General features: G+C 35.9%; 12 protein-coding genes. 7 read left to right on the top strand and 5 right to left on the bottom strand.

Going from position 1 to position 13,992, the window contains the following annotated elements:
• Both ICG50_RS03145 and trmB read right to left on the bottom strand, forming a co-directional pair.
• Nucleotides 1–627: a lysine transporter LysE gene (locus tag ICG50_RS03145; RefSeq protein WP_187659447.1), complete on the bottom strand. Its 627-nt coding sequence runs from the start codon at nt 625–627 to the stop codon at nt 1–3.
• A complete protein-coding gene (trmB, locus tag ICG50_RS03140; RefSeq protein ID WP_187659446.1) occupies nt 628–1,302 on the bottom strand; it encodes a tRNA (guanosine(46)-N7)-methyltransferase TrmB in 675 nt (224 codons plus the stop codon).
• Nucleotides 1,303–1,418: 116 nt separating this feature from the next.
• Between trmB and ICG50_RS03135 the strand changes: the two genes are divergently transcribed.
• Both ICG50_RS03135 and ICG50_RS03130 read left to right on the top strand, forming a co-directional pair.
• Entirely contained in the window at nt 1,419–2,240 is an 822-nt protein-coding gene (locus tag ICG50_RS03135; protein ID WP_187659445.1) for a UDP-2,3-diacylglucosamine diphosphatase, read from the top strand.
• Nucleotides 2,241–2,246: 6 nt separating this feature from the next.
• Nucleotides 2,247–3,302 (top strand): glycosyltransferase, encoded by a 1,056-nt coding sequence (locus ICG50_RS03130; protein WP_187659444.1) that lies wholly within the window; start codon nt 2,247–2,249, stop codon nt 3,300–3,302.
• Here the strand turns inward: ICG50_RS03130 and ICG50_RS03125 are convergent.
• A complete protein-coding gene (locus tag ICG50_RS03125) occupies nt 3,276–4,319 on the bottom strand; it encodes a sensor histidine kinase (protein WP_187659443.1) in 1,044 nt (347 codons plus the stop codon). The two genes, ICG50_RS03130 and ICG50_RS03125, sit on opposite strands and share 27 nt — an antisense overlap.
• Nucleotides 4,320–5,003: a response regulator transcription factor gene (locus ICG50_RS03120; protein WP_187659442.1), complete on the bottom strand. Its 684-nt coding sequence runs from the start codon at nt 5,001–5,003 to the stop codon at nt 4,320–4,322. It lies immediately after the preceding gene.
• A gap of 190 nt (nt 5,004–5,193) precedes the next feature.
• On the opposite strand from ICG50_RS03120, the gene ICG50_RS03115 reads away from it, so the two are divergent.
• From ICG50_RS03115 to ICG50_RS03095, 5 genes are all read left to right on the top strand, one after another.
• Nucleotides 5,194–7,962 (top strand): TonB-dependent receptor, encoded by a 2,769-nt coding sequence (locus ICG50_RS03115; protein ID WP_187659441.1) that lies wholly within the window; start codon nt 5,194–5,196, stop codon nt 7,960–7,962.
• A 169-nt stretch (nt 7,963–8,131) separates the two neighbouring features.
• A complete protein-coding gene (locus ICG50_RS03110; RefSeq protein WP_187659440.1) occupies nt 8,132–9,292 on the top strand; it encodes a hypothetical protein in 1,161 nt (386 codons plus the stop codon).
• Between the two features lie 105 nt (nt 9,293–9,397).
• Nucleotides 9,398–9,709 (top strand): T9SS type A sorting domain-containing protein, encoded by a 312-nt coding sequence (locus ICG50_RS03105; protein ID WP_187659439.1) that lies wholly within the window; start codon nt 9,398–9,400, stop codon nt 9,707–9,709.
• A 103-nt stretch (nt 9,710–9,812) separates the two neighbouring features.
• Nucleotides 9,813–11,525: a T9SS type A sorting domain-containing protein gene (locus tag ICG50_RS03100; protein WP_187659438.1), complete on the top strand. Its 1,713-nt coding sequence runs from the start codon at nt 9,813–9,815 to the stop codon at nt 11,523–11,525.
• A 78-nt stretch (nt 11,526–11,603) separates the two neighbouring features.
• A complete protein-coding gene (locus ICG50_RS03095) occupies nt 11,604–12,584 on the top strand; it encodes a LuxE/PaaK family acyltransferase (RefSeq protein ID WP_187659437.1) in 981 nt (326 codons plus the stop codon).
• On the opposite strand, the gene tyrS is transcribed toward ICG50_RS03095, so the two are convergent.
• The gene (tyrS, locus tag ICG50_RS03090) at nt 12,577–13,869 is read right to left on the bottom strand and encodes a tyrosine--tRNA ligase (RefSeq protein WP_187659436.1); all 1,293 of its coding nucleotides are present in this window, start codon (nt 13,867–13,869) and stop codon (nt 12,577–12,579) included. The genes ICG50_RS03095 and tyrS overlap by 8 nt on opposite strands.
• Between the last annotated feature and the right edge of the window lie 123 nt (nt 13,870–13,992).

Below are 13,992 nucleotides of genomic sequence, written 5' to 3'. Positions count from 1 at the left end.
TTAGCCGTAAAGTAATTTAATCAAAGTCACCACTGCCATAAAAGTCGTCACCGAACCAATAACAATATTGATGTTTTGCATTAAGAATTCGGTCTTCTTTTCAATCTTTTTGAAGGCGACAATGTAGAGGTAAAAAACGCTAAACGAACCGAGAACTACGCCAATTACAAAGGAAGAAACCGGAATTTTATCAAAGCTGAAATAACCGGCGGCGGCTAAACCCATACTGGCGAAAACGTAGAACGGAATCGGCAACAAATTGAGCATTGACAATAGCATTCCAAAAAAGAAACGATTGGATTTCCCTTTGACTGTTTTATGGGTTTTTATTTTTTTAGGTTTTTTAGCAATCCAAAAAAAATAAATGCTTAAGCCCGAGAAAATGAAAATACCTATTTCCTGTAAAGTAGCCACAATTTCCTCGTGAATACTAATAAACCGAGCAAACATAACAGCGATAAAGGTTTGGAAAAAAACTACCGTAGAAGCCCCGGCAGCAAAGCTAATGGCTTCAATTTTACTCTCTTGCAAACTGATTTTTGCCACTGTCATATTGATTAAACCCGGAAGTATAACCGCCAAAAACGAAATGCAAAAACCCAAGACAAGAGGCAAAATATAAGTCATCTATTTGATTTTGAAGCGAATATACGTAATTGCTTTATTGATTTCCAAATATTGCTTTTCGTAAAACGTTTGGATACCGATTACTTCTTCTGGTGCACCTTCATTTTTGTATACGTTATGGTTAGCATACAAGACTTCATGACCTTCACCATGCAACAACCCTAAAGTGTAGCCGTGCATAAACTCGCTATCGGTTTTCAAGTTGACTACGCCATCAGGTTTTAAAATTCTTTTGTACAATTTTAAGAACTCACTGTTAGTCATTCGGTGTTTGGTCCGTTTGTATTTGATTTGCGGATCGGGAAACGTAATCCAAATTTCAGACACTTCTTGTGAAGCAAAAATACCTTCTATTAATTCAATTTGGGTACGAACAAAAGCCACGTTGTGCATGCCTTCTTCTACGGCAGTTTTGGCACCGCGCCAAAATCTAGCCCCTTTAATATCAATGCCAACAAAGTTTTTATCGGGATATTTTTCGGCTAAACCAACGGAATATTCGCCTTTGCCACAACCTAATTCGATAATGATTGGATTGTCATTTTTGAAGAAATCACTATTCCATTTGCCTTTTAGCGGAAATACACCGCTTACCACTTCTTCTCTTGTTGGTTGGAAAACATTTTGAAAAGTTTCGTTTTCCTTAAATCGCTTTAATTTATTCTTACTGCCCACAAACTTAAATTTTGAGCAAAATTAAGGAAATTAAAGTCAGTACAAATAAAGTTTTGATAATGTTTAAGTAACCTAATTGTTTCGGGAAAATCCTTTCTTTGAAAAACTTATTTATTTTGAAAAAAAGAAAAGTAGAAGTTGTTGTGATTTCCGATGTCCATTTAGGTACTTATGGTTGTCATGCCAAAGAATTATTAGACTATTTGTCCTCCGTAAAACCTAAAGTCTTAGTACTGAACGGAGATATTATTGACATTTGGCAATTCAGGAAATCCTACTTTCCTACATCGCATTTGAAAGTCATTAAAAAAATTATTTCGTTGAGTTCCAAAGGCACCAAAATCTATTATTTAACCGGTAACCATGATGAATTTTTGAGAAAGTTTACCGATTTGCACTTGGGAAATTTAAGTTTGCTCAATAAACTGGTTTTGGATTTAGACGGCAAAAAGGCCTGGATTTTTCATGGCGATGTTTTTGATGCTTCAATTAATCATGCCAAATGGCTGGCTAAATTAGGTGGTTGGGGTTATGATATGCTGATTGTAATCAATCGTTTTTTGAACTGGATTTTGGAGAAATGCAACAAAGAACCTTATTCGCTCTCCAAAAAAATAAAAGACAATGTCAAATCGGCGGTCAAGTTTATCACTAATTTTGAAAATGTTTGTACCGAATTGGCGATAGAAAACCAATACGATTATGTAATTTGCGGGCACATACACGAGCCGAAAATCTCTTTGGTGGAAAATGAAAAAGGCAGTACCACTTATTTGAATTCGGGTGATTGGATTGAAAATTTAACTGCTTTAGAATACAATAATAAAAAATGGAAATTGTTCAAACACAATCCGAATGATTCCTATTTAAAGGACGAATCCCATTTTGAATATGAAGACCAATTGGCTGAACAGTTTATCAGCATTTTGAATAAATAAAAAATAATGTCAAAAAACATACTTGTTGCTCCGTTAAATTGGGGTTTAGGTCACGCCACTCGTTGCATCCCGATTATTCGGGAATTGGAATCCTATGGTTTTACACCGATCATTGCTTCTGATGGAATCGCGCTTCAAATTCTGCAAAAAGAATTTCCCCATTTAGAATCAGTAGCGTTGCCTTCATATGAAATTGAGTATGCCAAAGACGGCGCCGATTTTAAATGGAAACTCATTAAAAACAGTCCGAAAATGATTCAGGCTATTTTTGAAGAGAAAAAATTGGTCAAATCTTTGGTCAAAAAATACGGTTTGAAAGGCATTATTTCTGACAATCGCTTAGGCGTATACAGCAAAAAAGTGCCGAGTATTTTCATGACACACCAATTGAATGTTTTATCCGGAAAAACGACTTGGATATCGAGTAAACTGCACCAATATTTCATAGGTAAATTTACCGAATGTTGGATTCCTGACATGAAAGAACAACCCAATCTGACAGGAAAATTAGGCCATTTGAAAAATAGTGATTTGGCATTGAACTATTTGGGTCCGTTGAGTCGTTTAGAGAAAAAGGATTTGGAATCTAAATACGAACTAATGGTCATTCTTTCTGGTCCGGAACCGCAACGAACAATGCTGGAAGAGAAACTGACCTTCGAACTTCAAAACTATAGTGGTCAAATAATTTTTATTAAAGGAAAAGTCGAAGACGAACAGAAAATAGATGTCATCAAAAACATCACTTATTACAATTTCATGACTTCCTCCGAAATAGAAACTGCCTTTAATGAAAGTGAAATAGTGCTTTCTCGTTCCGGTTATACCACTGTAATGGATTTGGCAAAACTAGAAAAGAAAGCTTTTTTTATCCCAACACCGGGACAATTTGAGCAAGAATATTTGGCCAAAAGATTCAAAAGAAACGGCATTGCACCTTATGCTAAACAAGAAGATTTTAGAGTAGAAAATTTAATGGAAATTCCGCTTTATAAAGGATTACCCCGACTTAATGAAAGGGTAAATTGGAAGCAATTATTTATACTTTTCAAGGGTGAATGAGAATTCAGATCCTTTTCCGAATTCACTTTCTACATAGATTTTCTCGCCGTGAGCTTCGATGATATGCTTGACAATGGACAACCCTAAACCGGAACCGCCTTCGCTTCTGGCACCGCTTTTATCAACTCTGAAAAAACGTTCAAACAATCTTGGAATGTATTGTTGTTCGATGCCTTCGCCATTGTCTCTGAAGCGTACTATGATTTTATCATTGACTAAATCCTCTATCGTAACTTCAGTCGTACCGTTTTCTTTGCCGTATTTGATGGAATTCATCACCAAATTGGTCAATACTTGTTGTATTTTTTCTTTATCGGCAAAGACTTTCACCGGCTTGTTGTATTTTCGATCGAACATGAGAATGATATTCTTTTTATCGGCTTTCATTTCCAATAAATCAAAGACATTTTGAATTAATTCGACTATATTAAACTTAGACAGTTCAAGGTTCAAATCACCGGTTTCCAGTTTGGAAATCATGTCTAAATCTTCCACGATGTAGATTAGTCTTTCTACCCCTTTTTCGGCCCGTTCTAAATACTTTTTGCGGATATTTTTATCATTCATGGCGCCATCCAACAAAGTAGAAAGATACCCTTGAACAGTAAACAATGGGGTTTTCAATTCGTGTGAAACATTGCCTAAAAACTCTCTTCGGTATTCTTCACGTACTTTGAGTGTTTCTATTTCCATTTTTTTATCGGTAGCAAACTTCTTTACCTGTTTGGTTAAGGTTGCCATATCGGTTGTAATGGGTTGGTTTCGAAAGGAAGTCGATTCTAATAGAGAAACGTCATCATAAATCTTTTTTACCCTTCGATAGATAAAATGCTCGACACGGTATTGGATGACGAAAAAGGAAAAGGTGAAAATACATAAAGCAAAGACCAAGCAGATTTGCCAGGCAAATTGGTGAAAAAACCACAATAATAATCCAAGAAAACCAGTAGCAAAAACCGTAATATAGGAGGACGAAACTACAGCAAAACGGTAGGTTTTCTTGAAATTAACTTTCATTTATACTTCTAATTTATAGCCAACTCCTTTGATGGTTTTGAATAAATCTTCCCCAATTTTTTCTCGAAGTTTTCTAATGTGAACATCAATAGTTCTTCCGCCTACAATGACTTCATTGCCCCAAACCTTATCTAAAATTTCTTCGCGTTTGAATACTTTTCCGGGTTTTGAAGCCAATAAATAGAACAATTCAAATTCTTTTCTAGGCAGGACAATTTCTTTGCCTTCTTTAATGATTTTGTATTCTTCACGATTGATTTCAATACCGCCAACGTTAAGTGTTTCTGAGTTTTGTTCTTCATTCTTCAAGCGGCGTAACAAAGCTTTTACTTTACTAACCAATAATTTTGGTTTGATGGGTTTGGTAATATAATCATCGGCACCGGCATCAAAACCGGCCACTTGAGAGTAGTCTTCGCTTCGAGCCGTTAAAAAAGTGATAATTACGTTGCTTAGTTCAGGCAGTTTACGAATGTTTTCACAAGCTTCCATACCATCCATTTCAGGCATCATTACATCCATAATGATGAGTTGAGGCAATTCTTTTTTAGCTTTTGTAATGGCTTCTTTTCCATTGGTTGCGGTTACAATTTGATATCCTTCTTGGGAAAGATTGTAGCCCACAATTTCGAGGATATCCTGCTCATCATCTACTAATAAAATCTTGATGTCTTTTTTTTTCATAACGGACACAATTGTTTTGTGGATGTAAATGTAAAGATAATACAAAATGATTACATGCAATAAAACTTGAGTTAACCGTAATTTAATTTGTTAACAATTTCGTAATGCACAGCCAACAAAATGGTAATGATGAAGTAACACGTCCTTTACAATGCGGTAGTTTCTTTGCACCAAAATTAAACAAGACAAAATGAGACTAAAATTAATTGTTACTTTTTTACTTATCAATGTAATCGGATTGGCCCAAACCAAAGGAACTATCACCGGCACATTAACAGATAAAGATTTAAACAACGAACCTTTGCCTTTTGCTAATGTTATTATAAAAGGAACAGCCATCGGGGTTACTACTGACGAAACCGGAAAATATACCATAGCAGTTGAATCCGGAACTTACACCCTTCAATTTACCTTTGTGGGTTATGAAACTATAGAAGAGCAAATTATAGTAAAAGCTGGTGAAACGCTTACCATTAATAAAGCACTAGGTTCAGGCAGTTACCAATTACAAGATGTGGTAATTCAAAATACGGTTAGCCGTGAAAAAGAAACCGCCTTATTATTGGAACAGAAAAAAGCGGTAGAAATCAAACAAAGTATCGGCGCTCAAGAAATGTCGAGAAAAGGAGTAAGCGATGTAGAAGAAGGCTTAACCAAAATCACCGGGTTTACAAAAGTAGAAGATAGAGGTTTGTTTATTCGTGGATTAGAAGACCGCTACAATAATTTGTTATTGAACGGTTTAGCAATACCATCAAACAGTCCATTCAAAAAAATTATTCCTTTAAATTTATTTCCAACAGATATTGTTGGTTTTATGGATGTTTACAAAACCTTTAATCCTGATATTTATGGAGATTTTGCTGGTGGAACTGTAAACATTAATACTTCGCAAGGAACTCAAAGTCAAACTAAAATTAATTTTGGAACTGGATTTACTACCAACAATAACTTGTCAAACTTTGCCATAGCATCTGACGCTTCAAACAGCAACCATTTCTTTGGATTTGGGGGCAATAACAGAGATTTACCAAGTGCTTTTGGCAACATTCCAACAGGTCAAATTAACAATGATTTCAATTCTGGATTTGATGTAACTGAATATTCTGCACCCTTAAACACCAATTTTGGGGTGACGCATACCGGCAAACTTACAGTGGGTAAAAACAGCCATAAACTAAACTATATTTTCTCTTCTAATTTTGAAAATCGTTATCAAATTAGAAAAGGGGTTGATAGAATATTTACCCAAGGAAATCAAGGGATTTATGACAATGACTTGAATAGAAGTCAATATAAATTTCAAACTCAAAGTTCAACTTTACTTGGATTGCAATATAAAACAGATCGTTTAAAATTAGCTGCCAATGCTTTATTTCTGCGTTCAACAGAGAATATGATTCAAGACCAAGTGGGTTACACTAGAACAAACGTGCAAAATCCAAATGAAATCATTCGTTTAAACCAATATGAACAATCCGATTATTTGAATTTTCAAACTTATGGCAGCTATGATTTAACTGCCGATAAAAAACACACCATCAAAGGAGGAATTTCGTTCTCTAAAACCACTTTTGAGCAACCTGACAGAAAATTTATTAACGGAACATTAATTGACAATAATACCATTCAGACTACTTATGGCGGTAATCATTTAATCCGCCAATTTCTTAAAGTTGAAGGCAATTATTTCCTTTCTGGAATGGCAGAATACTCACTTCAGTTTGGTAAAAAAGAACAAAAAAACAAATTGTCGGTTGGTTATAATGGCTATGCAGAAGATTTGGCAACATCCTATCGTTTTGTGTTTGGAAGACCTAATACACCTGCCAATCCTCAAAACTTAACTTTAAACTTTATTGATAACGCTATTGAAAATGACATCAACAATAATGTCTTTTCTTTCAGAGAAGAATCTAATGCGGATTATAGAACTAAAATTTTCCAAAATGTAGTTGCCGGTTATGCTAATCTTTTTGTTCCGATTAACGAAAAATTAGAAATAAATGCTGGTGTGAGAACCGAAAACACTATTCGTGAATTAAAGTTTAGACCAATTCTTGATCCAATCAATTCGCCATTTAGAAAACAAAACTACGACAAACTGGATATCCTTCCTTCGGTAAATGCTAAGTATGCTTTGAATGAAAAAAGTAATATCCGTATGGCTATTGGAAAAACAATTACAAGACCGGTTTTGATGGAAGCCATTCCAATTCAATATGTAAATGCTGATGGTACCACTGAAAGAGGAAATCAAAATTTGGTAAACTCTCAAAATTATAACGCCGATATTAAATTTGAAGTTTTTCCAACCAACAAAGAAATGTTTGCTGCAACCCTTTTTACAAAATATATTGATAAACCAATAGAAAGAACCATCGAAGCTGCAGCAACTGGTAGTGGTCAAATCATAACTTATTTCAATAACGAAAGTGCTACATTGTTTGGAGCAGAACTTGAATTATTATTACAATTATCAAGAATAAACGAAAAATTAGACGGATTCTCATTCGGATTCAACACCTCATTAATGTACACGAATGCCAAAGTTGATAAAAATCGTCAAGGATATTTTGACACTTTTGAAGAGAGAAATTTACAAGGAGCTTCTAATTGGTTAATCAATTCCGATTTAAAATATGAATTTGAAATGAATGAGCAATGGAAAAACACTATCACATTGGTTTACAGCGTATATGGAGAAAGAATTTATGCTGTTGGAATTGCTGGTTTAGACCATATTTATGAAAAACCATTTAACAAGTTAGATTTAATTTGGGGAAGCACAATTGCTAAAAAATGGGATGTAAAATTAGGCATCGATAATATTCTAAATCCATTGTACAGAAGATCACTTGGAGACGAAAGCCAAATTGCGATAAACGAATCCTCTCTTGATTTATTAACCTTCAGAAGAGGAACAGGCTTTTCACTAAATGTAGGCTACACGTTTTAGTAAATAATCAAAAATCAACCCTTAACGGGTTGATTTTTGTCTTTACAATAAAGAAACATTCCATTTACAAATAATTGATTTACTACTAACAGTTATATAATATTATCATAACCATAACTGAAAATACCAAAGCTACCTTTGCTTCATCAAAATTAAAAAACTAAACAAAATGAAAAAAAAATTAGGAACAATTGTTTTATTAGCAACTTTATTCACAGCTTGTACAAGTAGTGACGATGAAACAACATTACAACCGGTAGAAGGTGAAATTACTGGAGCAATTACCTCAAACAGAACATTTGCTTTTGGAAACTATACTCTAAATGGTATTGTAACTATTGAAAATGGTGTTACCGTAACTTTTGATGCCGGTTCAACAATTACAGCTAACCAAACAAGTGGTGTAGATGCCATTGTAGTAAAAAATGGTGGAAAGCTAATTGTAAACGGAACAGCTTCTTCGCCTGTTGTATTTACTGAAATTTCAAAAGTTCCTGGTTCATGGGGTGGAATCATTATGTATGGAGATGCGCCAATAAATGGTGCTGGAGGAGTTACAACCAAAACATCAGAAGACGGATTAGCACTTTCATATGGAGGAAGCAATGCTGCTCACAACGGAGGTACATTACGCTATGTAAGAGTTGAGTATGCCGGGAAAAAAATTACAGACGGTACAAGTGAAATGAATGGTTTCTCTTTTTACTCGGTAGGTTCTGGTACAATTTTGGAAAACTTAGTTTCTTATAAAGGGGCTGATGATGGTTATGAATTTTATGGTGGTACCGTAAGCGCTTCCAATTTAATATCATACGGAAATTTTGACGATTCTTTTGATTGGCAAGATGGATGGAGAGGCGAAAATAATACCAACTGGTATGCGTTTCAAACAGGAACAGGAAACTTTGGAATGGAAATAGAAGCTTCAAACAATAATAATGCTTATTTCCCTAAAGTTTCTAACATCACTTTAAAAAGAAATGCAGGAACACAAACTGAAGGTGGTTCATCGGCTGCTGAGTATGATGCCATACAATTTAAAAAAGAAGGAAACGGTGAGTTTACTAACATTTTAATTTCAGGTTACACAACTGCCAATTCAACCGCTGTTCGTATTCAAGATAACAATACGAATAACAACCAAGTAACCGGCGGGAAAATAAAACTGCTTAATGTAAAGATTAACGATGGAACTTCTCAATCTGCCGGTGCAGGAACTATTGTAGTTAATTTCCCTTTAAGTAACTATACATTAAACAATGCCGCAACCGGTGCAACACTTACTTCTGGCGCATGGGCAACCGTTGAAGGTGTGAACCTTATCCAATAAACAGCAATTAAAATCATATCTGAACTCCTTCCCAAAAAGAAGGAGTTTTTTTTGGTACAATATTTGAAATATATTTTATACATTTGTAATAACCAAATTAGTGTCATGAAAAGAAACTACTTTTTAACTACATGCTTTTTCTTATTGTTTGCGTTAGTGTCTATGGCACAAGACGGAAAACAACAAGGAGAAACGCTTGGTTTCTATCCTAACCCGGTTAGTAACGGAAAAATCTACATCACTTCTAAAACTTCCTTAGATAAAGAGATTCTTATCTTTGATGTTTTGGGTAAAAAAGTATTACAAACTACCATTTCTTCTAAAGAATTGAACATTACCTCAATCCCACCAGGTGTTTACATCATAAAAATCACCGAAGGAGAAACCACTACTACTAGAAAACTAATTGTCAGATAGTTATTCTTTGTGATTTTAACTTTTATTTAATCATTTTTTTACTTTGTTATTTTTGGCTAACAAATATTGTCATTATATTTGTAGGCTAATTAAATTTAAAAAAATGAAAAAAATCTACTCTTTATTACTTTTGGTAATTACCTCTGTATCCTTTGGACAGACGTTTTACACTGAAAACATGGGAACCACAGCTAGTGGAAACCCACTTATTACTGCCTACACAGGATTTCAAAATTCTTCCCCAATCGTTTACACAGGAACAGGAGACATGAGAACTACTACTGCCTCAACAGGTTATGTGGGTGCTTCAGGAAGTGTAAATGTTTTTTTATCCAATACTACCACAGCCGAGTTTTTTCAAATTGACGGTATCAATTCATCAGCTTTCACTACAGCTAACTTACAATTGAAATTTGGTTATTTAGCAAACAGTGTTGCAAATGCAGGTTTAATCGTTGAAGTTAGTACTGATGCTACCAACTGGACACCATTAACTTACACGACTAACACTAATACAAGTTGGAACCTAGTAACCATAGGTGGTGGTGTAATTCCGTCATCTACTACATTAAGCATAAGATTCACTCAGCCAAATTTAGCTGCACAGATCAGAATAGACGACGTAAGTGTATCTAACTTTGATCCTTCATGTACGTTAGTATTAGGAATCGCAACTACAGCATGTGATGCTTCTACTTTAAACTTAGACACCTACACGGCGACTATACCATACACTGGTGGTGGTTCAGGAAGTTATACTATTATTCCTTCTTCAGGTACTGTTGGCGGAGACAATCCTGCTAGCGTTGCTGCCGGAAACATTGTTATTTCTGGTGTTGCAGAAGGAACTGCACTTACTGTTAACATTACAAGTGGTACTTGTTCTTACCAATCTAATGTTAATTCTCCTGAATGCAAACCGGTAAATACATTACCATACTTAGAGTCATTTCCTTATTCCGTTGGTGGTTCGTTAAATGCTGAGCAAAAATGGTCATTGGTTAATTCAGGTGACAATATTACTATTGCCGCTGGAAGTTTAGCTTACCCTGGAATTACAGCTACAGGAAATTCAATCACTTTTGTTGGTACAGGTGGTGAATCAAGATCTTTATTTACAAGTACTAACACCGGATATGTTTATGCTTCATTTATTGTAACCGCTAGTGATTATACTAACGTTACTGCTGATTTAGCCAATACTTACTTTGCTTTGTTTACAGACGATACCGGAGCTTCAACTAATGCCAGAATTTGGATCAGAAAAAATGCAAATCAATACCAATATGGTTTAGGAACAGGTTCTGCTCCAACAGACTGGGATCCTACTTTATACAATGCCGGAGATGTTCAATACGTTGTATTAAGCTATGACTTTACCGGTAACACATTGTCATTATTTATCAATCCTACTATCGGTGGAAGTGCTGCTCCTACAGTTGCTGTAACACCGGCAACGGCATTCGCTAATTTAGGCGGATTCATGTTCAGACAAGATGGAGCGACTAATACACCAACCATCATTGCTGACGAATTAAGAATTGATGCAACTCCTAACTTTACTTTAGGAACGCAACAAAACGAAATCACAGGTTTAAAAGTATATCCTAACCCGGTTTCAAACGGAACTTTATTCATCGAAACAGCCGCTAACGCTGAAAAGACAGTTACTGTTTATGACATCTTAGGCAAACAAGTTTTAAATGCTACCACTTCTAACAATACCATTAACGTAAGCTCATTAAGAGGTGGCGTTTATGTGGTTAAAGTTACTGAAGAAGGTAAAACTGCTACAAGAAAATTAGTGATCAACTAATTGTTTATCCCAATATCAAAAAGCCCTTTCGTAAGTTAGGGCTTTTTTATTTTCCTTACTTTTACCAAAAAATAATCCTTGGTCAATCCACAAGACATATTCAGCATTTCTTCTCAAAAGCAATTTGACAAAATAGCGCTAAAGGTTTTTCGTTACCAATACGAAAACAACTTGGTCTATCGTGAGTTTTGTGATTTTCTGAATACCGATGTTCAAAAAGTAAAATCATTACCCCAAATTCCGTTTCTACCGATACAGTTTTTTAAAAGCCATGATGTAATTTCTAATACCGATGAGATTCTAGAAACCTTCACCAGCAGCGGAACCACGGGAATGATTACTAGTAAACATTTAGTCACTGACATTTCGTTATACGAACAAAGCTATCGCTTAGCATTCTCCGAATTCTACGGCAACATCGAAGACTACGCCGTTTTGGCTTTGCTTCCATCCTATTTAGAACGCAACGGTTCGTCTTTGATTTATATGGTAAAGGATTTAATCGAATTGTCCAACAACGAACACAGCGGCTTTTACCTGCACAATTACGATGAACTTATTTCGAAATTGATTGAGTTAGATAATTCCGGGCAAAATGTAATCCTAATTGGCGTGACTTATGCTTTATTGGATTTAATTGAAAAACAAAATTTTCAGCTCAAAAACACCATCATCATGGAAACCGGCGGCATGAAAGGCAAACGAAAAGAAATCATCCGCGAAGAGTTACACGAGATTTTATGTCAAGGTTTTGGCGTTTCCAGCATCCATTCTGAATATGGCATGACCGAATTATTATCGCAAGCGTATTCCTTGGGCAACGGTATTTTTGAATGTCCAAGTTGGATGCAAATTTTAATCCGTGATACCGAAGACGCTTTAACTTACGTAAATTATGGCAAAACCGGTGGTGTGAATGTGATTGACTTGGCGAATATCAATTCATGTTCGTTCATTGCCACACAAGATTTGGGCAAAAAACAGCCCAACAATTCTTTCGAAATATTGGGCCGCTTTGACAATTCTGATATCCGAGGTTGTAACCTGATGGTTATATAACCTTAATTAAATAGTAATTCTTCTTTCCCTTTTGCAACATCAAAAACTGACCGTTGATTAAATCTTTTTCCGTAACTAAATAATCAGCCGCTACTTTTTCTTTGTTCAACGAAATCGAATTTTGTTGCAACTCGCGACGCGCATCACTATTCGAAGCCAAGAAACCGGTCTTAGCCGAAAGCGCTGCAATCATATCCAAACCATTTGCTAAATCTGCCTTCGCTACTTCCGCTTGCGGAACGCCTTCAAAAACTTCTAAGAAAGTCTTCGTGTCCAACTTTTTCAAATCATCCATCGTCGGACTAAAAAAGGCACCCGAAGCAAAAACCGCTTTCTCTAACTCTTCTTTGCCGTGTACAAAAGTCGTCACTTCTTCCGCCAAACGTTTTTGCAACACCCGCAAATGCGGCGCTGTTTGGTGCTCAGCAATCAAAGCATCAATGGTTTCTTTATCTAAAAACGTGAAAATCTTACTGTATTTCTCGGCATCAACATCGGTGGTGTTCAACCAAAATTGGTAAAACTTATAAACCGAAGTCTTATCCGCAGTCAACCAAACATTTCCACCTTCGGATTTCCCGAATTTAGAACCATCTGCTTTCGTAATTAACGGACAAGTCATCGCGTAAGCTTTGGCACCTTCACCATTCATTCTGCGCACTAATTCGGTTCCCGTTGTGATATTTCCCCATTGGTCGCTTCCGCCCATTTGCAACAAACAGTTATGGGTTTTGTACAAATGATGAAAATCATAGCCTTGAATCAATTGGTACGTAAACTCCGTAAAACTCATGCCTTCACCTTCCGCGCTCAATCTTTTCTTCACAGAATCCTTTGCCATCATGTAGTTTACGGTAATTCTTTTACCCACATCACGCGCAAAATTGATAAACGAAAAGTCTTTCATCCAATCATAATTGTTCACCAAAATCGGCGCATTAGCTGCCGTCGAATTAAAATCTAAAAAGCGTGACAAAACCGCTTTGATGCCGGCCACATTTTTCTCTAAAGTCGCTTCATCCAACAAGTTTCGCTCATCCGATTTCCCCGATGGATCGCCAATCATACCCGTAGCACCACCAACCAAAGCAATAGGTTTGTGCCCAAATTTTTCTAAATGAACCAACAAAATAATCGGCACCAAACTCCCAATATGCAACGAATCACTGGTTGGGTCAAACCCAATATAAGTCGTGGTCATTTCCTTTAAAAGTTGCTCCTCAGTTCCGGGCATCATATCGTGAACCAAGCCACGCCATTGCAATTCTGCTACTAAATTTCTCATCGTGTAATCAAATTTGCGCAAATATAATGAGAATTGATTATTTAGGAGCGAAAGGCTCGGGATTTATCAGTAATCCGTGTTCCTGCTTTCCGCACTACGCGGTAGTCGCTACAATCAGGGCTA

This window comes from Flavobacterium buctense (genome assembly GCF_014486695.1).
GTDB classification, from domain to species: domain Bacteria; phylum Bacteroidota; class Bacteroidia; order Flavobacteriales; family Flavobacteriaceae; genus Flavobacterium; species Flavobacterium buctense.
Note: the sequence above shows the minus strand (reverse complement) of the source record. Positions and strands in the feature narration are given on the sequence as shown.